This is a genomic window from Brevibacterium sp. AGC70 (genome assembly GCF_057334195.1).
Genome location: NZ_JBHFIH010000009.1, coordinates 354,582 through 374,385, shown reverse-complemented (window position 1 = coordinate 374,385; position 19,804 = coordinate 354,582). Strand labels below are relative to the sequence as shown.

General features: G+C 62.2%; 17 protein-coding genes, 4 tRNA genes and 1 pseudogene. 19 read left to right on the top strand and 3 right to left on the bottom strand.

The window, feature by feature from the left end:
* Positions 1-5 precede the first annotated feature (5 nt).
* A complete protein-coding gene (locus ACE03M_RS07205; RefSeq protein ID WP_485933297.1) occupies positions 6-845 on the bottom strand; it encodes a DUF4870 domain-containing protein in 840 nt (279 codons plus the stop codon).
* Between the two features lie 123 nt (positions 846-968).
* Positions 969-1,832 (bottom strand): DUF3097 family protein, encoded by an 864-nt coding sequence (locus tag ACE03M_RS07200; RefSeq protein WP_485933296.1) that lies wholly within the window; start codon positions 1,830-1,832, stop codon positions 969-971.
* Between the two features lie 141 nt (positions 1,833-1,973).
* Here ACE03M_RS07200 and hrcA point away from each other — a divergent pair, with 141 nt between their 5' ends.
* From hrcA to zapE, 8 genes are all read left to right on the top strand, one after another.
* Positions 1,974-3,044: a heat-inducible transcriptional repressor HrcA gene (gene hrcA, locus ACE03M_RS07195; RefSeq protein ID WP_485933295.1), complete on the top strand. Its 1,071-nt coding sequence runs from the start codon at positions 1,974-1,976 to the stop codon at positions 3,042-3,044.
* 121 nt (positions 3,045-3,165) lie between these two features.
* The gene (gene dnaJ / locus ACE03M_RS07190; RefSeq protein ID WP_143921826.1) at positions 3,166-4,281 is read left to right on the top strand and encodes a molecular chaperone DnaJ; all 1,116 of its coding nucleotides are present in this window, start codon (positions 3,166-3,168) and stop codon (positions 4,279-4,281) included.
* Entirely contained in the window at positions 4,278-5,060 is a 783-nt protein-coding gene (locus tag ACE03M_RS07185) for a 16S rRNA (uracil(1498)-N(3))-methyltransferase (RefSeq protein WP_485933294.1), read from the top strand. Before dnaJ ends, ACE03M_RS07185 begins: the two co-directional genes overlap by 4 nt.
* A 28-nt stretch (positions 5,061-5,088) precedes the next feature.
* Positions 5,089-6,141, top strand: a complete 1,053-nt coding sequence (locus tag ACE03M_RS07180) for a PhoH family protein (RefSeq protein ID WP_485933292.1) — start codon at positions 5,089-5,091, stop codon at positions 6,139-6,141.
* Positions 6,138-6,626 carry an rRNA maturation RNase YbeY gene (gene ybeY, locus ACE03M_RS07175; protein ID WP_198396321.1) on the top strand — a complete coding sequence of 163 codons (489 nt, stop codon included), beginning with the start codon at positions 6,138-6,140 and terminating at the stop codon, positions 6,624-6,626. Before ACE03M_RS07180 ends, ybeY begins: the two co-directional genes overlap by 4 nt.
* A gap of 3 nt (positions 6,627-6,629) precedes the next feature.
* The gene (locus tag ACE03M_RS07170; RefSeq protein WP_485933291.1) at positions 6,630-7,883 is read left to right on the top strand and encodes a hemolysin family protein; all 1,254 of its coding nucleotides are present in this window, start codon (positions 6,630-6,632) and stop codon (positions 7,881-7,883) included.
* Position 7,884: 1 nt separating this feature from the next.
* Entirely contained in the window at positions 7,885-8,820 is a 936-nt protein-coding gene (gene era / locus ACE03M_RS07165; protein WP_485933290.1) for a GTPase Era, read from the top strand.
* Positions 8,821-8,917: 97 nt separating this feature from the next.
* Positions 8,918-9,928: a cell division protein ZapE gene (gene zapE, locus ACE03M_RS07160; protein ID WP_143921820.1), complete on the top strand. Its 1,011-nt coding sequence runs from the start codon at positions 8,918-8,920 to the stop codon at positions 9,926-9,928.
* A 124-nt stretch (positions 9,929-10,052) separates the two neighbouring features.
* On the opposite strand, the gene ACE03M_RS07155 is transcribed toward zapE, so the two are convergent.
* Positions 10,053-10,529, bottom strand: a complete 477-nt coding sequence (locus ACE03M_RS07155; RefSeq protein WP_485933289.1) for a PGPGW domain-containing protein — start codon at positions 10,527-10,529, stop codon at positions 10,053-10,055.
* A 136-nt stretch (positions 10,530-10,665) separates the two neighbouring features.
* Here ACE03M_RS07155 and ACE03M_RS07150 point away from each other — a divergent pair.
* The 11 genes and pseudogenes from ACE03M_RS07150 to ruvC all read left to right on the top strand — a co-directional run bounded on the left by ACE03M_RS07150 (position 10,666) and on the right by ruvC (position 19,592).
* Positions 10,666-10,738 (top strand) — tRNA-Gly (locus ACE03M_RS07150).
* Positions 10,739-10,764: 26 nt separating this feature from the next.
* Positions 10,765-10,835: transfer RNA gene (locus ACE03M_RS07145), tRNA-Cys, on the top strand.
* Positions 10,836-10,869: 34 nt separating this feature from the next.
* Positions 10,870-10,941: transfer RNA gene (locus tag ACE03M_RS07140), tRNA-Val, on the top strand.
* Between the two features lie 36 nt (positions 10,942-10,977).
* A tRNA-Val gene (locus ACE03M_RS07135) sits at positions 10,978-11,049 on the top strand.
* A 184-nt stretch (positions 11,050-11,233) separates the two neighbouring features.
* The gene (locus ACE03M_RS07130) at positions 11,234-12,583 is read left to right on the top strand and encodes a DUF4190 domain-containing protein (protein WP_485933288.1); all 1,350 of its coding nucleotides are present in this window, start codon (positions 11,234-11,236) and stop codon (positions 12,581-12,583) included.
* Positions 12,584-12,768: 185 nt separating this feature from the next.
* Positions 12,769-14,775 (top strand): threonine--tRNA ligase, encoded by a 2,007-nt coding sequence (thrS, locus tag ACE03M_RS07125; RefSeq protein WP_143921818.1) that lies wholly within the window; start codon positions 12,769-12,771, stop codon positions 14,773-14,775.
* Complete coding sequence (locus tag ACE03M_RS07120; RefSeq protein ID WP_143921817.1) at positions 14,772-15,371, top strand: HIT family protein; 600 nt, start codon at positions 14,772-14,774, stop codon at positions 15,369-15,371. The genes thrS and ACE03M_RS07120 overlap by 4 nt, the downstream gene beginning before the upstream one ends.
* The gene (locus ACE03M_RS07115; RefSeq protein ID WP_485933287.1) at positions 15,368-17,389 is read left to right on the top strand and encodes an alpha/beta hydrolase family protein; all 2,022 of its coding nucleotides are present in this window, start codon (positions 15,368-15,370) and stop codon (positions 17,387-17,389) included. The genes ACE03M_RS07120 and ACE03M_RS07115 overlap by 4 nt, the downstream gene beginning before the upstream one ends.
* Before the next feature lie 224 nt (positions 17,390-17,613).
* Positions 17,614-18,093 (top strand): NUDIX hydrolase, encoded by a 480-nt coding sequence (locus ACE03M_RS07110; RefSeq protein ID WP_235344391.1) that lies wholly within the window; start codon positions 17,614-17,616, stop codon positions 18,091-18,093.
* Positions 18,094-18,220: 127 nt separating this feature from the next.
* Positions 18,221-18,973: a YebC/PmpR family DNA-binding transcriptional regulator gene (locus ACE03M_RS07105; protein ID WP_143921815.1), complete on the top strand. Its 753-nt coding sequence runs from the start codon at positions 18,221-18,223 to the stop codon at positions 18,971-18,973.
* A 21-nt stretch (positions 18,974-18,994) separates the two neighbouring features.
* A pseudogene (gene ruvC / locus ACE03M_RS07100) lies at positions 18,995-19,592 on the top strand (crossover junction endodeoxyribonuclease RuvC).
* The last annotated feature ends 212 nt before the right edge of the window (positions 19,593-19,804 follow it).

Below are 19,804 nucleotides of genomic sequence, written 5' to 3'. Positions count from 1 at the left end.
TCTGATCACTTCACGAATTCGAAGGTAAGTGGGAACTTGTACCCTTCTCCCTTGTTCCCGGCCACAGCGGCGATGATGTAGAGCACCGTGTAGACGAGCGGGACGAGGAATGCCAGGAAATAGACGAAGAAGCCGAGACCGAAGGTGACGAGAGCGAGGACGAAGGCGATGACCATGAACACCATGACGGCTGCGAACGTGGCGATGCAGTTCGTGATCATTGCATTGAGGCCTTGCCGCGAGTGTTCGCGCACATAAGGCGATTCGTCCTTCTTCACGAGGAACATGATCAGTGGCAGGAAACCGACGAAGATCGACCCGATGTGAGTCCATAGGACCGTGGTTCTCTCGGCCTCGCTGGCCTGCCAGAACATCTCGGAGCCGGGACCGTAGGCATTCTCCGGAATCATTCGTGAGTCGAACAGCGCCGGATTTCCGACTGGTTGACCCGGTCCGTAGCTGTGTGCCTGCTGACCATAGGATTGCTGAGCATACTGCTGCTGACCCTGGCCATACTGCTGCTGTTGCCCGTACTGATGCTGACTGCTGTAGGCCTGCTGTGATCCGTAGCCGGGCTGTTGCTGCTGCGAGCCATAACCCGGCTGCTGCGAACCGTAGCTCGGTTGCTGTGATCCGTACCCTGGCTGCTGTGCACCAAAGTCCGGCTGAGCTGGCTGGTTCTGCTGGGAACCGTAGTTCTGCTGAGCGGGGTTCGGCTGCTGGGAACCGTAGCCTTGGTTCTGCTGGCTGTAGGGCTGCTGGGGTCCAGAGGCCTGAGAATAGTTCGGCGGCATTGGACGCGACTGGTCAGGGCCGTTGTTCGGCTGCTGGGGGTTGTAAGACATGCGGGTCCTTTCAGGGCTTCTGGACACTCACACTATCGGAAATGCCCTGGCGCCGAATTGGGGAAAGCCCGAATCCTGTACCAGTTCGATCACATTCGACCGCGGCCACAGCCGACCGAAGTCTCAGCCGACGGTGACGAAGTCGATGAGCTCTTCGACTCGACCCGAGAGTGTGGGTTCGACATCGGCTATGGTGCTGACCTTGCCCAGGATGCGCACCCAGCCCCGTGCCACATCCCGGTGGTCGGCGTGCGGCCAATCGATACGTCTCAGGATTCCCGTCTTCCAATCCTCACCACGGGGGACCACCGGCCATTCCCTGATGCCGACGACATGAGGCTTCACAGCCTGCCAGATGTCGACATAGGGATGACCGATGATGTGGACGACGTCGCGGTAGCGGGGATCAGCACGCACCGCCTCGGCGATCTTGGATTCTTTGGTGCCGGACACGAGGTGATCGGCGAGGACTCCGACACGGTGATCCTTGTCAGGACCGAACGCGGCGAGCTTGTCGGCGACATCGTCAAGTCCACCCAGCGGTTCGACGACGACACCTTCGATGCGCAGATCGTCGCCCCAGATCTTCTCGACGAGCTCGGCATCGTGTTTGCCTTCGACCCAGATGCGGGAACCGCGAGCCACCCGGGCACGAGCATTGCCGACCGCACGTGAGCCCGAAGCCGTGCGACCGGGAGTCGACTTCTTCTTGGTCGGCAGCTTGATGTCGACGGGTTTGCCCTCAAGCAGGAAGCCAGGACCCAGGGGGAACGCGCGGACCTTGCCTGCCCGGTCCTCAAGATTGACGACGATCCCGGCGGTGGTCCTCTCAGCGCCGACGACGGCGCCGACATATCCGCTCATCGCGTCTTCGAGAACCATTCCGAGACCCAGCTCAACAGGCGTGGACTTCTTGGGCCGGTGCGAGGAAGGCGAGGTACCTGCCAGCACATCGGGCCCGTAGCGATCAAAGGTATTCACGGTCAACCACCCTAATCAAGGACTTGACGCGATAGGTGCAGACCCGCTGGGGCAGGCCCGAAAGTGAATTCGGAATGTAAGAAGCGTAGAATTGGCACTCAAAGCAGATGAGTGCCAAATGCGGTGCCGAACGAAGGAAGGGGACGAATGAACGACAGCAGGCGAGCACAGGTTCTGCGGGCGATCGTCGAAGACTTCGTCGCCACCAATGAACCCGTCGGGTCGAAGGCCATCGTTCAGCGGCACACGCTCGGTGTCTCTCCGGCCACGATTCGCAATGACATGGCCCACCTGGAGCAGGAGGGCTACATCGCGCAGCCTCACACCTCCGCTGGTCGAATCCCGACTGATCTCGGCTATCGGATGTTCGTTGATCGCATCGACGACTTCAAACCGCTCACACACGCTGAGCGGCGCGCGATCTTCCAGCTCATCGACGGCAACGGGGACCTCGACGACATGCTCGACCGCACGGTGAGGGTCCTCTCGGGCCTGACCCACCAAGTGGCGCTGATCCAGTATCCGACAGTCTCGCGTGCCACGATCAAACACATCGAGGTAGTGAGTCTTGGCCCCAACCGCATCCTCGTCGTCCTCATCACCGATGCAGGGCAGGTTGAGCAGAAGATCGTGATCACGCCGGGCGTCGTTGACGATGAGTCGCTGCGCGGAATCCGCGATGAGGTCAACTCCGAATTCTCCGGTCAGAAGCTGTCGAGAGTCGTGAGCACGGCCACACCTCGTGCTTCGGCCCAGAACGATGACGGCACTCAGTCAGAACCTGTCGTGGGAGCCGGCGCTGTCGGAACCGACGCAGCCGCGGCACTGGTACAGGTCCGCTCCGCCGTCACTGATCTCGTCATTGCCACGCGTGAAGAGCGCATCATCATGGCAGGCACAGCAAACCTGGCTCGATCCGGCAGGGAGTTCGGTGAGAAGATGGCACCGATCCTCGAAGCTTTCGAAGAGCAGGTCGTACTGCTCAAGCTGCTGACGTCGATGGCTGAGGACCAAGAGGAGATCAGCGTTCGGATCGGTCGTGAGAATACTCACGAGTCGTTCAGCTCGACATCCCTCGTGGCCGCCGAATATGGTCATGACGCGGGGTCCACCGCGCGATTGGCAGTGCTCGGGCCGACCCGGATGGACTATCCTACGACGATCACAGCTGTCCGAGCCGTGGCGAAATACGTCTCCTCTGTCCTCGACCAGGGCTAGATGCACCGACACCAGAGCACACAGCACAGCGCGAACAAGCAGCACAGCGTGACCAAGCACCACACTGCGAACAGGCACGATAACGCGAACAACGCACACCACCAGGGAGAGAGAAGTTTCTGTGGCCGATCACTATGAAACACTCGGAGTGTCCAAGGACGCTTCGGCGGCTGAAATCAAATCGTCGTACCGAAAGCTGGCCCGGAAGTATCACCCCGATGTGAACCCGGGACACGAGGACGAGTTCAAAGCCATTTCCCTCGCCTACGATGTCCTCTCCGATTCGGAGAAGCGCCGGAACTATGACATGGGCGGCGGCGAGAACGGACAGGGCTTCCCAGCCGGTGGCGGCTTCGGCGGCTTCGGCGATATCTTCGAAACCTTCTTCGGCGGGGGAGCCGGCTCGGCCGGCGGTCCGATGCCGCGCACACAGCGCGGCAAGGACGCGCTTGTCGGAGTCGACATCGATCTCGAGACCGCCGCGTTCGGCGGCAACATCGACCTCGATGTCACCACTGCCGTCGTCTGCGACACCTGCTCAGGTGCCGGAACCCAGCAGGGCACATCCGTTGAGACATGCTCCCTGTGCCACGGTGCCGGCAGCGTTCAGCGCATGACCCGGACGCTCCTGGGCCAGATGGTGACGAACCAGACGTGCAACTCCTGCCACGGCTTCGGCACCGTCATTCCCAACCCCTGCCTCAACTGCCAGGGTGACGGTCGGGTCCGCAAGCAGCGGACCATGAAGATCCGCATCCCTGCCGGAGTCTCCGACGGAACCCGCATCCAGCTCTCGTCGCAGGGCGAAGTGGGACCCGGGGGAGGTCCTGCTGGTGACCTCTTCGTCGAGGTCATGGTCTCCCGCCACGAAGTCTTCCAGCGCGACGGTGACAACCTGCGCGCCTCCGTCTCCGTGCCGATGACCGCAGCCGCTCTGGGCGCTTCGATCCCCTTCGACACCTTCGACGGCTCGCAGGAGCTCTCGATCGAAGCCGGCATCCAGTCAGGCACCGTCATCAAGCTTCCAGGACTCGGTGCCACCCGACTGCGTTCGGAGACCCGAGGCGACCTGCTCGTCACGGTCGACGTGTTGACGCCGGACAAGCTTGACGATGAGCAGAAGGAACTGTTGTCACAGCTGGCGACTCTGCGTGAGGAAGAGACCCCACGCGCTCAGATCACCACCCAGAACCGCGGCATGTTCTCCCGCATGCGTGAGAAGTTCGCCGGTCGGTGAGTCTTCCCGTCTTCTTCTCGACCCAGGTCGCCGAGGCGGCCGCCGGTCAGGTGCTCACCTTCGGTGAGGACGTGGCCGGACACGCGGTCCGAGTCCGCAGACTCGGGCCCGGGGACGAGCTCGAAATCGTCGACGGATCCGGCACCCGCGTACGCGGAACGGTATCGACCGCCTCGGCGAACGAACTCGGACTGCACGTCGCCTCGGTGACTCACACCGACGAGGACCAGCCACGGTTGGTTCTCGTGCAGGCTCTGGCCAAGGGCGACCGCGATCTGCAGGCGATCGAAGCCGCCACAGAGATCGGAGTCGACGAGGTGGTCCCGTGGGCCGCCGAACGCTCGATCGCCGATTGGCCCGCGAAGAAGCGCGACAAGCTCGCAGCCAAGTGGGACAACGTTCTGCGGGCGGCATCCCTGCAGGCCAGACGATCCCGCTTCCCTCTGCGCCACGACCTGGTCCGCGGCACCGACCTGGCATCGACTCTGACCGCCACAGACACCGTCTACGTCCTCCATGAAGCCGCCGAGCAGAAACTGTCGCAGGCTCTGAGGGACTCTGGACCAGCGAATGCGTCGGTCATCGAAGATTCCTCGGCCGCGGACTCTGGACGCATCGTCCTAGTCGTTGGTCCCGAAGGCGGGATCAGCGACGCTGAGCTCGATGCCCTCGCAGCCATCGGTGCGAAAGCCGTTCTCCTGGGACCCACGGTCCTGCGGTCATCGTCGGCCGGAGCCGCCGGACTCGTCATGGCTCAGAATTCATTGGGCCGTTGGTGACGAAGGCGACTACGATGGAAGCACACAATTGCAGTACTCCCACAAGTACGAACAGTCACTAAGGATCATTCTGGACACCTCCACTCAGCCCACGAACTCTGTGAACAACACACCTGCCGAAGAAGCTGCATCGGACACAGTGCGTCTCGTGATTCCCGACTCCATCGATCTGGTCGAGTTCTTCGGGCCGGGGGAGTCGAACCTGCGGAAGCTCGAGCGAGTATTCCCCGACCTCGACCTGCACGTGCGCGCCAACCAGGTCCAGGCCAGCGGTGAGCCGCCGCGCGTGGCAGCCTTCGTCTCCGTCATCGGGGAGCTCAAGAAGCTGCACGGCTCCGGCCACCGCATCAACGAGGAGACGATCGATCGGGTGGCGTCGTTCTCCTCGGAGGGCAAAGCCGCCTCGGCGGTGATGGGAACGAACATCCTGTCCACCCGCGGAAAGTCCATCCGTCCCAAGACGATGGGCCAGCACGACTACGTCAAGGCGATCCGCAACCACACGATCACCTTCGGCATCGGTCCAGCAGGTACGGGCAAGACGTACCTGGCAATGGCCATGGCCATCAACGCCCTGCAGCACAAAGAGGTCTCACGCATCATTCTCACCCGCCCAGCGGTTGAGGCGGGGGAGAGCCTGGGCTACCTGCCGGGAACGCTGAACGAGAAGATCGACCCCTATGTGCGGCCCCTCTACGACGCCCTGCACGACATGGTTGATCCCGAGTCGATTCCGCTGCTCATCGAAACGGGGACCATCGAGGTCGCACCGTTGGCATACATGCGCGGCCGCACCCTCAACGATGCGTTCATCATCCTCGATGAAGCGCAGAATACGACCGGTGAGCAGATGAAGATGTTCCTCACCCGGCTGGGCTTCGGCGCGCGGATGGTCGTCACCGGTGACGTCTCTCAGATTGACCTGCCGGGCAAGACCCGCAGCGGTCTCAACCTCGTCCAGGACATTCTGACCGGAATCGACGACATGGAATTCTGCCACCTTGGCAGCAAGGATGTCGTCCGCCATCAGCTGGTGACGAAGATCGTCGATGCCTATGACCTGTGGGGAAGCACCGAGTGAATACCGAGATCTCAAACGAGACAGACGAAGCAATCGACCTCGACGAGGTCGTGGCTCTGACCGAATACCTGGGCCAGGCTCTGCACATGCACGCCGGCGCCGAGCTCGCAGTCACGATGGTCGATGCGAAGGCGATGGAGGAACTCCACATCACCTGGATGGACCTCGACGGTCCAACCGATGTGATGTCGTTCCCGATGGACCAGCTCACACAGGGACAGGCTGGGGCTCCCACCGAAGGCCAGATGGGTGACATCATCATCTGCCCCGAGGTGGCCGCCGCTCAGGCCTCGTCCTCGGGGCATTCGACCATGGATGAGGTGCTCCTGCTGACCGTCCACGGATTCCTGCACCTGCTCGGATACGACCACGGCGAGCCTGAGGAGAAGGAGGAGATGTTCGCCCTGCAGCGGCATCTGCTGCTCACCTTCTTCGCTGCCCGCTACGACGGTCGCACCGACATCCCTTCTCCCACTGAGGTCTGAGCCGTGCTCTGGCTGTTCCTCGGTGCCGCACTGTGTCTCGTCGTTTCGGCGACTCTGTCTGCTGTCGATGCCGCTCTGCTCAGCGTGTCGCATCAGGCGATCCAGGATGCGAAGGACGAAGGCAAGAAGTCTGCGTTTCGGGCAGAGAAGATCCTCATCGATCTGCCCACAAACATCAACGTCATCATCTTCGTCCGAAACTTCATGGAGGCACTGGCCACGGTCTTCATTGCTCTGGCCTATAACTCGATCTACTCCGTGGGACCGCTCATGGTCGTGCTCACAGTGCTCACCGCCTCGATCGCTGTCTTCGTCGTCGCCGGCGTGTCCCCACGGACAATCGGTCGACGCCGTTCTCTGGCCGTCTGCCTCAACCTCAGCTGGGTCGTGGGCGCAGCACTTGTCGTACTCAAACCTCTGACGAACATCCTCGTCCTCCTCGGCAACCTGCTGACGCCTGACCGCGTGTACAAGGACGGCCCCTTCGTCACCTCCGACCAGCTGCGCGACCTCGTGGAGCGGGCCAGTGAGTCCGACATCATCGAAGACGGCGAACGGGAGATGATCCAATCCGTCTTCAACCTCTCGGACACCTCGGCGAATGAGGTCATGGTTCCGCGCACCGACCTCGTGACGGTCAACTCCGGCACACCGCTGACCAAGGTCATGAATCTCTTCCTCCGCTCGGGATTCTCACGGATCCCCGTCAGCGGAGAGGATCTTGACGACATTCGCGGCGTTGCCTACCTCAAGGACGTCGCCAGACGGCTCCACCTCCACCCGGAGGACGCAGAACGATCGGTCGATATCCTGGCACGGGGAGTTCTGTTCGTCCCCGAGACCAAACCTGCTGATGACCTGCTGGAGCAGATGCAGCTCGATTCGACGCATCTGGCGATCCTCGTGGATGAATACGGCGGCACCGCCGGACTCGTCACCATCGAGGACATCGTCGAGGAGATCGTCGGCGAGATCGAAGACGAGTACGACACCAGTGATGATGAACTCGTCGAGGTCGACGACGGCTCATTCGTCATCAGCACCCGCATGTCGATCTCCGACTTCGCCGACTATTTCGATGTGAAGATCGACGAGGACGACGTCAACAGCGTCGGCGGTCTGCTCACGAAGCTCATCGGCCGCGTTCCCATCGACGGCTCGAACGCATCGATCGAAGGTCTTTACATCGAAGCGATGGAGGGTCAGGGCCGCCGCCACCGCATCACCCACGTCAGGGTCACGAAGGAAGAGGACTGAAATGGAATTTCGTACAGACTACCCCGAGAACTACCGGGCCGGCTTCGCCTGCTTCGTGGGCCGACCGAACACCGGTAAGTCAACGCTGACGAATGCGCTGGTGGGGGAGAAGGTGGCGATCACCTCGGCGAAGCCCCAGACCACTCGGCACACGATCCGCGGCATCGTCCACAAAGACGATCACCAGCTGATCCTCGTCGACACCCCGGGACTCCACAAGCCTCGGACCCTGCTGGGCAGCCGCCTCAATGATCTTGTGGCCTCGACGCTGAGCGAGGTCGACGTCATCGGCTTCTGCCTGCCCGCTGATGAACCTATCGGGCCCGGCGACAAGTACATTGCGTCCCAGCTCGAGCTCCTCGACGGCCGCACCCCGATCGTGGCCCTGGTGACGAAGACGGACAAGGTTCCCCAGGAGAAGGTCGCCGAGGCTCTGCTGGCTGTGGGTGGCCTCGCCGACTTCGCCGATGTAGTTCCGGTTTCTGCCGTCGACGGATTCCAGATCGACACGGTCGACTCCGTTCTGACCGGTCACCTGCCGGTCTCTCCGCCGCTCTACCCCGAGGGGGAGCTGACGGATGAGCCGGAGGAGATGATGATCGCCGAGCTCGTCCGTGAGGCTGCGCTCGAAGGCGTCCGCGACGAGCTTCCACACTCCCTGGCCGCTCAGGTCGAGGAGATGTACCCGCGTGAGGGACGCAGCGAGGACAACCCGCTGTGGAACGTCCACGTCAACCTCTACGTCGAACGTTCCAGCCAGAAGGCGATCATCATCGGCAAGGGCGGCAGCCGACTCAAAGAGATCGGAAGCGAATCGAGGCGCGGCATCGAAGCACTGCTCGGGACCAAGGTCTACCTCGACCTGCATGTGAAGATCGCCAAGGACTGGCAGAGAGACCCGAAGCAGCTGGGGCGTCTGGGCTTCGACTTCAGCTGAGACGACTTCAGCTGGGAGTGCTCTCCCGCCAGCTGAGAGCACTCTCACGTCAGAGGCAGTTGATCGACCACGCGTGGCCTGCAATAGACTAGGCCGAGTGAATGCCGAGCAGACTCTGGTCGCACTGAGCGACCGTTCCCCCCACGTTGCACCCGAAGAACTGATTGCGGGCCTCGTCCCGCCACCGCAGTTCCACGACGTGTCCTTCGCCAGCTACCGCACCGATGACTCGGAGCCCTCGCAGGCCCAGGCACGCAACAAACTTGAGGAGTTCGCAGCGTCGTCGACATCCAAGGGCTTCCTGGGCAAGCTGTTCTCGAAGGGCAAGGACGGACCAAAGGGCGTCTACCTCGACGGCGGCTACGGCGTGGGCAAGACACACCTGTTGGCCTCGGCTTGGCACGCGAATGAGAAGCCTGCGACCTTCGGCACCTTCGTCGAATACACGAACCTCGTCGGCGCGCTCGGATTCATCCGTGCCCGTGACGATCTCTCACAGATGAAGCTCGTCTGCGTCGACGAGTTCGAACTCGACGATCCCGGCGACACGGTGCTCATGTCACGCCTCATGCGCGAACTCACCGACGCCGGCGTAAAGATCATCGCCACCTCGAACACTCTGCCCGGATCGTTGGGGGAGGGCCGCTTCGCCGCACAGGACTTCATCCGAGAGATCCAGGCGCTGGCCGATCAGTTCGACATCTACCGCATCGAGGGCAAGGACTACCGCCACCGTGGGCTGAGCGAGCCGGCTGAACCGGTTCCTGCCGAGAACCTCGATGCCGCGACGTCTGAGTTGACCGGCACAGTCGCCCGCGACGACTTTCCGACACTTCTGCGCCATCTCTCCACCGTGCATCCCTCTCGGTACGGTCGCATGGTCGATGGGTTGGACGCGGCCGTGTGGGAAGACGTAACGACGATCGACAACGAGGGTGTCGCGCTGCGCTTCGTTGCCCTCGTCGACAGGCTCTATGACCGCAACGTCAAGATCATCAACTCGGGACAGGCGTTGAACAAGGTCTTCACCGAAGAGTCATTGGCTGGAGGGTACCGGAAGAAGTACATGCGCTGCCTTTCGCGCCTGACAGCGCTCTCCTCGCAGTAATCTGCCCTCCTCGCAGTAACAGGCCCTCCTCGCATTAACAAGCGCTCCAGGCGGCAGCTGGCTCCCTTGGCAGCAATTGTGGCTCCCCAGGCAGCAATTGGCTCTCTGGGCAGGTTCGTCGGCGCTACTGCAGCTCGAGGTATTTGAGGACCTCGATTTCGGGCACCCAGTCGGGGAGTCCGATGATCCTGAAGGCGGCCCAGACGACAACGGCAACTAGTGCCGCTGTAACCGCAGCGAGCGTCCAGCGCACCCAGACCGGCCGCGCCATGACCCAGTGCGTCCATTTCTCCACGTTGAGGCGGACGAAGTGCAGAATCCGCTGCGCCCAACGGAACTCGCTGGAGATGACGAACAGTCCGATGATGACGATGAGCCACCCCGGGCCCGGAAACGGCACGAGCACCAGGCCGATGAGCACGATGAGCGTGCCCACTCCACCGACGATGGTCCGATAGAGCCGTGCCGTGTGCGGGTTGGCCATGACGGTTCTGCGCCAGCGCAGGAAGCTCAGACGCGTCTTGCGCCAGGGGCGCACGCCTTGCTTGTGATGGCGTGACAGCCACCCTGTGGGGCGCTTGTCATGGGGATCGTCGTTCACTCTTCCAATATAAGTCGATGAGTCTGAAAGCCCGATTTGTGTGTGTGACCACGATCACTCGGATCTGATTTTGCATGGACCGCCACCTGCGTATAGAGTTATATCTCGTTGCCAGGGAAACCGGGCAGCGAGAAATGCGGATGTGGCTCAGCTGGTAGAGCATCACCTTGCCAAGGTGAGGGTCGCGGGTTCGAATCCCGTCATCCGCTCGAAGGCGTCATGGCACTGCCTTGATGGTGGCGTGGCCGAGAGGCGAGGCAGCGGCCTGCAAAGCCGTATACACGGGTTCGAATCCCGTCGCCACCTCGGATTCGTCCAACGGTTCGCTGTTGGTGAGTCGGCGCGATTGGCGCAGCGGTAGCGCGCTTCCTTCACACGGAAGAGGTCACTGGTTCGATCCCAGTATCGCGCACAGGGACCTTGTGTTCCGGTGCAACAAATGAATAGGGCGCGATTGGCGCAGCGGTAGCGCGCTTCCCTGACACGGAAGAGGTCACTGGTTCGATCCCAGTATCGCGCACAGGAGAAGCCCCGAGTGACTCACTCGGGGCTTCGTGCATTCACCATCCGCGCCTCCAGCGCGAAGAGCTCGGCTTCGATGTGTCGGTCGTGTGTCAGGACTGCCACGTGGATGCCATGGGGAAAGCGACACATTCACTAGTACGCTAGTGACGGTAACCATCGACGAAGACTTCGGAGCACTCATGTCTACTCCTCAGAACCCGTACGAACCGAACAACGGTTCTGGAAATCAGAACCCCAACGGTCAGGGCCCCGACAACCAGCCGCCCAGTGCTCCTGGTTTTTCGGGTGATCAGAACAACGGGCAGCAGCCACCGCAGTACGGTTCGCAGAACAACGGGCAGCAGGCACCACAGTACGGCTCGCAGAACGATCCGAATCAGCAGCCGCAGTACGGTTCGCAGCCACCGCAGTACGGTTCGCAGCCCCAGTACGGCTCGCAGCCAAACGACACGGGTGCTCCAGGATACGACCAGAACCAGGGCGGCTACGGCCAGGGTTATGATCCCAACGCTCAGGGCTACGATGCCAACGCGCAGGGTTACAGCCAGGACCCCTACAGCCAGGACCCCTACAGCCAGAATCAGGGCGGCTATGGTCAGGGCTACGACCCCAACGCGCAGGGCTATGACGCGAACCAGTACGGCCAGCAGCCCGCTTACGCCGGTGCTGAGGGTTCTTCGGACCAGTTCATCCCAGCCAACCCAAATGCGAGCTACGGTTCGTATTCTGCAGGCTCGGGGAACAACAAGTCGAAGAACATCTGGGGAATCCTCGCGTTGATCGGCGGCATCGCCGGCATCGTCCTGTCCATCTTCTTCGGAATCGGATTCATCTTCGGCGTTGCCGGCGTGATCTTCGCCTTCGTCGGTCTCTCCGCGATCAAGAAGGGGTTGGCCAATAACAAGGGCATGACCATCACCGGCATGATCCTCAGCTTCATCGCCATCCTGTTCTCGATCATCTCGGTCATCGTCACCTTGATCTTCGGCGGCATGTTCATCACGGCGATCGGCGAAGCCGCCGACGAGCAGTCCTCATCCGCAGCTCCGGTTCAGGGTCCCTCCGACCCTGCGCAGGACCCCAGTCAGGGTGCAGGCTCGTCTGACGGCAGTGAAGCGGCGGCTCCTCCGGTCGAGGGCGGCGGTGTCGAGGTCGGCACCGATGTGACGGCGGCGGTCGCCGTGAAATCAGGTACCGCGTCCGAATATGCTGCAGGCGCCGAAAGCAGCAATGGCGAGATCGCGATCGTCACTGTGACTGCCAAGAACAGTGGAAGTTCCGACGTCGATCTTTCGCTTGCACAGTTCACCGCCGACAATGGTGCGGGCAAGGAATATGAGGATGTGTTCGACGCCTCCAAATACAAGGGCGGCTTCCCTTTCTCTGACCCGATCCCGGCTGGAGGAGAAGAGACCGTCGAACTCGCATTCGCAGTTCCGTCCGCCGAGGTCGACAAGGTGCACCTGAAGCTCTCCATGAGCGAAGATCTGGGCAAGGGCAAGGACTTCGAATTCAGCAAGGCCGCGTGATACGGCTCGGGACGACCCTCCGATCCCGACTGACGTAGGCGCGAACCGCGCTGACATCGAAAACTGCATATGATTCACCAGTTGGGTGGCGGTCTCACGACTGCCACCCAACTGGTTTCGCACCGCCGATTTGGTATTAGACTCGAGTGGCGAGACACCCTAGAACAGACGAACGGAGAAGATCAGTGGCAGACAGCATTGACTGCGCGGGAGAGACCATTCCTTGGAAACAGGGACTGACCGGCACGGAGATCTTCTCCACGGACCGCACGGTCGTTGCAATGTGGCTCGACGGGCAGCCTGTCGACCTCAGCCGCGAACTTTCCGCTGGTGACAAGGTCGCTCCGATCGCCATCGATTCCCCCGCGGGTCTCGACATCCTGCGCCACTCGGCCGCACACGTCACCGCCCAGGCCGTTCAGGACCTGTTCCCAGACGCGAAGCTCGGCATCGGGCCCTACATCACAGACGGCTACTACTTCGATTTCGATGTCGCTGAGCCCTTCACCCCTGAAGATCTCAAGGCGATTCAGAAGAAGGCCGCCCAGATCGTGAAATCCGGCCAGACCTTCAATCGAGTCGTCGTCACCGAAGATGAGGCGAAGGCGCGTATGGCCGATGAGCCCTACAAACTCGAACTGATCTCTGACAAGGGCGCGGGCTCCGACGACTCGGCCTCCGTCGAGGTCGGCGCCGGTGAACTCACTGTCTACGAGAACCTTGACCGCAAGGGCGAAATCGTGTGGCAGGACCTCTGCCGTGGACCGCACCTGCCCACGACCAAACTGATCGGCAACGGGTTCGCAGTCACCCGCTCCTCGGCGGCCTATTGGCGCGGAGACCAGGCCAATGCGAGCCTGCAGCGCGTCTACGGCACCGCCTGGGCCTCGAAGGAGGATCTCAAAGCCCACCAGGATCGCCTCGCCGAGGCAGAACGCCGTGACCACCGCAAGCTCGGTGCGGAACTCGATCTGTTCTCGTTCCCCGAGGAGCTCGGCTCCGGTCTGCCCGTCTTCCACCCGAAGGGCGGAGTCATCAAGCGCGAGATGGAGGATTACGTCCGCGCCCGCCACATCGAAGAGGGCTTCGAGTACGTCGGCACCCCGCACATCTCCAAGGAGACCCTGTACTACACCTCCGGGCATCTGCCGTACTACGGCGAGAACATGTTCCCGCCGATCTCCGTCGACGAGGTCCGCGACGAATCCGGGGAAATCGTCAAGGAGGGCACCCCCTATCGTCTCAAGGCGATGAACTGCCCGATGCACAACCTGATCTTCCGCTCGCGCGGACGCTCCTATCGCGAACTTCCCCTTCGTCTCTTCGAATTCGGCACCGTGTACCGTGACGAGGCCTCTGGGGTCGTCCATGGTCTCACCCGTGTGCGCGCACTGACCCAGGACGATTCGCACTCCTATGTGGCGCAGGAAGACGCCGCGAAGGAGATCCGTCACCTGCTCGAATTCGTCCTCAGCCTGCTGCGTGATTTCGGACTCGACGACTTCTACCTCGAACTCTCCACACGCGACGAAGACGGGAAGAAGAAGGACAAATTCATCGGCTCCGATGAACAGTGGGCAGAAGCCACTCAGGTCCTCGAAGAGGTTGCACGGGAGACCGGGCTCGAACTGGTCCCCGATCCCGGCGGAGCCGCGTTCTACGGTCCCAAGGTCTCCGTCCAGGCCCGCGATGCCATCGGCCGGACCTGGCAGATGTCGACCGTGCAGCTCGACTTCAATCAGCCGGAGCGCTTCGGCCTGGAATACCAGGCCGCCGACGGTACTCGTAAGCAGCCGGTGATGATCCACTCGGCGAAGTTCGGGTCCATCGAGCGGTTCATGGGTGTGCTCATCGAACACTATGCGGGCGCGTTCCCCGTCTGGCTGGCACCGGTCCAGGTCACCTGCATCCCCGTGGCCGAGGAGTTCAACGACTACCTCGCCGAGGTGGCCTCACAGCTGCGGGCTGCCGGCGTTCGCGTCGAGATCGATGACAGCGACGATCGGTTCCCGAAGAAGATTCGCAACGCCTCGAAGTCGAAGGTGCCCTTCGTGCTCATCGCCGGTGGGGAGGATCGCGACGCGAATGCTGTGTCGTTCCGTTTCCGCAACGGTGAGCAGGACAACGGCGTATCCGTCGCCGAGGCGGTCACCCGAATCGTCGAATCCATCGAAACCAAGGCCCAGGTATGACAGAGGACCCACACAACCGCCTCGGCGAGGGCAGGCCCGATCCTTGTGAAGGCATGCCCGAACCCGAGGCGGCTGCGGGTTTTCCGGGGGAGTCCGATGGTTTCCAGCGGCTGTGGACACCGCATCGGATGGTCTACATCGGAGGGCAGGACAAACCCAAGCACTCCGGAGTTTCCGAGTGCCCGTTCTGTACGGCGCCGACGAGGTCCGACGAACAGGGCCTGATCGTGGCCCGCGGCGAGGAAGTGTACGCAGTGCTCAATCTGTACCCGTATAACCCGGGCCACCTCCTCATCTGCCCCTATCGTCACGTCGCGGACTACACGGAGCTGTCCGAGTCGGAGACGGCGGAACTCTCCCACTTCTCGCAGAAGGCGATGACCGTGATTCGCGCCGTATCGTCCCCTGACGGCTTCAACTTGGGAATGAACCAAGGACCCGTGGCAGGTGCCGGAATCGCCGCGCACCTCCATCAGCACATTGTGCCCAGATGGGGCGGGGACTCGAACTTCCTGCCCGTCGTGGCACAGACCAAAGCTCTGCCGCAGGTGCACGCCGACGTGCAGGCTGCGCTGTCAAAGGAATGGAACAGATGAACCCCGAAGATCTTGACTCTCTCGCCGAGTACTCATCCCCACTGCTGCGCGGCAGCGAAGCCGTCATCACGATCACCCGCCCCGACCTTGAGTCGAACAGCTATCTCTCGCAGCTCTTCGCGCTGTCGGGGGAGACCTCGAGACGGCTGACGCACAACTGGCGAGACTTCGCCCCCGAAATCCGCAGCAATTGGTCCGGATATCTGAGTGCGGCGAAGAAGGAATCAGCCCAGCTGTTCGCCGGCTCCAGCCTCGAGACTGCACATCGGATCACGGATAACCACCTCGGCGTCTCCGAGTTCGCGCTCGACGATGATGGGGCGCGGGCACTCTACGTCGCGCGGGTGGCGCAGCCGGGACGCTACGGCCAGGACGACGACATCCCTGCCGGTGAGGAAGCGCCACGGCGAATCACCTCGGCGGCCTACCTGAGCAACGGGCTGGGCTACACGAACGACCGTCCGGCGCGGGCATTCCTGGTCGATCTCGCCGAACCGGGCCTGGGGAAGTCCGGCATCGCCGGCGGCGCCGAGGTACCGCTGTCCACACTCCTGGAGTCCCCGGAGTCAGATGTCCACGACCCGCAGTTCTCACCGAGCGGCACCCGAGCCAGCGTGGTTTCCTCGGTGGTGCCCGACCATGGCGAGTCCGACCTGCGAACGACGGTGTGGCTGCTTGGCGGAGACCACCCGGAGCCGCTGACGCTGCCGCGGATGAGTGTGAACCTGCACAGTTGGATCGACGATGAGACTGTGCTGCTCGTCGGCAACGAGTTGACCCGAGACGAACTCGACTTCGTTGGGCAGATGCCCGGACTCTTCGTCCACGATCTGACCACTGGCTCGACACGACGCCTGACCGACCCGGAGACCGTCTCGGTCGCGTCGATCCGGCCCCAGGTCATCGATACAGCTGGAGACGGCTCAGATGCGGCCGAGGCTTCTGTCATCGCTGTCGTGGACACGGATGGAGCCTCACGAATCATCTCGATCGATCTGGCAGCCGAGAAACGGACACTGGACGAACTGAACTTCCTCACGGATGACACGGCAGTGGTCAACGGCTTCGACGTGGACGGAGACAATCTCGTCTGGACAGGGGAGACGCCCACGAACCCTGCTGTTCTCGACCGTGTGCGACTCTCCGGATCCGGCCGGACATCCGCTGGCGACGGCGAGGTCCTCAGAGCACATCCTGCGCCCGCGAATTCCGTCCTCCCGCAGCTTCTTCGAGTCGACGGTGAGGGCGGGGCCATCACGGGGTGGCTGGCGAAGCCCAGCGGCCCAGGACCGTTCCCCGTCATTCTCAACATCCACGGTGGACCGTTCGCGCAGTACACCCACGGGTGGTTCGATGAGACCCAGGTGCTCACCTCCGCCGGGTACGCCGTGGTCTACGCGAACCCGCGCGGCTCCGGCGGACGCACCCGTGCGTGGGGTACCGCAGTGCAGGGGGACATGGCGGCCCCAGCGATGGCCGACGTTCTCGCGGTCCTCGACCACGCGCTGGCCAATGATGCCGAGCTCGACTCCACCCGTCTCGGCGTCCAGGGCGGATCCTACGGCGGCTATCTCACCGCGATGATCACTGCTGCAGATCATCGCTTCCAGGCGGCCATCGTCGAACGCGGCTACCTCGACCCCGACAGCTTCGTGGGCACCTCTGACATCGGACGGTTCTTCACCGAGGAGTACACCACCCGTGATCGGGAGGCCATTGCACGGCAGTCGCCTTTGGCACACGCCTCGCAGGTGCACACGCCCAGCCTGGTGATGCATTCGGAACTCGACTTCCGCTGTCCGCTCGAACAGGCTCAGCAGTATTATGCCGCGCTGCAGCGGGCCGGTGTGGACACCGAAATGCTCATCTTCCCCGGAGAGAACCACGAACTCTCACGCTCGGGCCAGCCCCGCCACCGTCGGCAGCGTTTCGAAGCGATGCTCGACTGGTGGGACCAGCATCTGGGCGGAGACGTCGATGCGAATCTCGACGACCAGACCGCCTCGGCGATCCACTGAGCCGATGACCGACTCAACCGCCTCTGAGGCGATGCCCCTACCCCTCTTGCACCTGGCCAGAACACGTCCCAAGTCGGTGATTTCTCACATTGAACGTCACCAGCTTGGTCGTCTGGGGACTACCCGATATCGTTCTGTCGGTTACGATTGCGGTCTTGCCGGTTGCTTGCCGCTTCACTATTCTGCTCAGACTGCATCCGTCCATCGTCAACTCCTGGAGAACCATGAAACCTCGTAAAGCCTCACGGGTCGTATTACTCAATGAGCGCGACGAGGTTCTCCTGATTCGTGCTCAGGACCTGCTCACGCCCACACACCAGTGGTGGATGACCTGCGGCGGCGGATCCGAACTGGGGGAGTCTGCGGCTCAGACAGCGGCCCGCGAACTCGCCGAGGAGACCGGGATCGAATGCGAACCCGGAGAGCTCATCGGACCCTTGGCCACCCGTGACGGGGTGTTCGAATTCACGGAGAAGTCTCTGCACCAGCGGGAAACCTACTTCGCATTCCGCACGAGCGAGGACATCGAGCTCGAGGACGCCGTCTGGACTGACATCGAGAAGCGCAGTCTGCTGGAATTCCGGTGGTGGTCTCGCGAAGAGCTGATGACCACGACGGAGACGATCTATCCGAAGAATCTTCTCAGCCTCATGGATCTTGTCGCTGAAGGCTCTGTGCCCGAGGTTCCCCTCGTCATTGACTAGTGGCCGCTCGGCATCGGCCGAGGGAACTTACCGCATGAGCGGTGAGCTGCTTCGTCCGGCACAGCGCACATAACGGTGTGCTGAGCGTATAGACTCTAGGGGGCTGTATCTATAGGAAGGAACACCAGTGTCAGGTCATTCCAAGTGGGCAACGACTAAACACAAAAAAGCTGCCATCGACTCCAAGAGGGCCAAGCTCTTTGCCAAGCTGATCAAGAACATCGAGGTTGCCGCTCGCAACGGTGGGCCTGATCTCGAAGGCAACCCGACGCTGTTCGACGCGGTCCAGAAGGCGAAGAAGAACTCGGTTCCTGCCGACAACATCACCCGCGCGGTCAAGCGCGGCGGTGGTCTCGACGGCTCTGCCGTGAACTACGAGAACATTCTGTACGAAGGCTATGCCGCAGGCGGTGTCGCCCTCCTTATCGAATGTCTGACCGACAACCGCAACCGGGCAGCCTCTGAAGTCCGCGTGGCAGTCACGCGCAACGGCGGCACCATGGCAGACCCCGGATCGGTCACATACAACTTCGACCGCAAGGGCGTCATCACCGTTCCCGCCGAGGGAACCGACGAGGACTCGATCCTCCTGGCCACCCTCGACGCCGGAGCCGAAGAGGTCAAGGACGAAGGCGAGAACTTCGAGATCATCTGTGAGGCCACCGACCTCGTCGCCGTGCGCACAGCGCTTGTCGACGCAGGCATCGACTATGACTCGGCTGAGGCATCCTTCGTGCCCGGGATCGAAGTCAGCTTGGACGCGGACACCGCCAGCAAGGTCTTCAACCTCATCGATGCGCTCGAAGACAGCGACGAAGTTCAGAACGTCTATTCCAATGCTGATGTCAGCGACGAGGTTCTTGCCGAACTTGATTCCTGATGAGTCCGAATATGGTGACTGATGAGAATCCTCGGCGTTGATCCTGGTCTGACCCGGTGCGGGCTGGGTGTCATCGACACCCTGCCCGCCCCGCAAGGCCACAATGGTTTCCGTCGATGTGCTGCGCACGCCATCCACGGACTCCGTGGATCTGCGTCTGGGCGCCCTCGCCGAGGCGTTCGACAGCTGGCTGGACACGTACCGTCCCGATGTCGTGGCCATCGAGCGAGTATTTGCCCGCAATGACGTCTCCACGATCATGGGAACGGCCCAGGTGTCAGGCCTGACTATGGGGCTTGCCGCCAGGCGCGGATTGCCGGTGGCGATGCACACGCCCTCCGAGGTCAAAGCCGCCATCACCGGGTCAGGACGGGCTGATAAGAAGCAGGTCACGAACATGGTGACCCGGATCCTCGAACTCGAGGCTGCGCCGAAGCCGGCCGATGCCGCGGATGCTCTCGCGATCGCGATCTGCCACTCATGGCGTGGAGCTCTGAGCGGGCAATCGACTCCTGGAGCGAATAAGGACCTGAATGAGCGCAAGAGCGCCGGACGTCAAGGCACGGGCCTGACGAAAGCTCAGGAGCAGTGGGCCAAGGCCCTTCGCAAAGCCAAGTAGTGTCATCGCGGTCGGGCGTCCCGCTGTTTCGCCGTCCGGTCGTCCAGTCGTTGAGTGTCGTCCCGCTGTCGCTGCGCTTCACCGTCACTGCGGCACTCCACTCCGACATTGTGCCGTCACTTCGCCGTCACTTCGTTTCGCAGTGCGAAGCGGGTGTGACGGTTCTTTTGTGCGCGAGTCCGGGTGTGTGATCGCGGGTGTCGGCGCGGAGA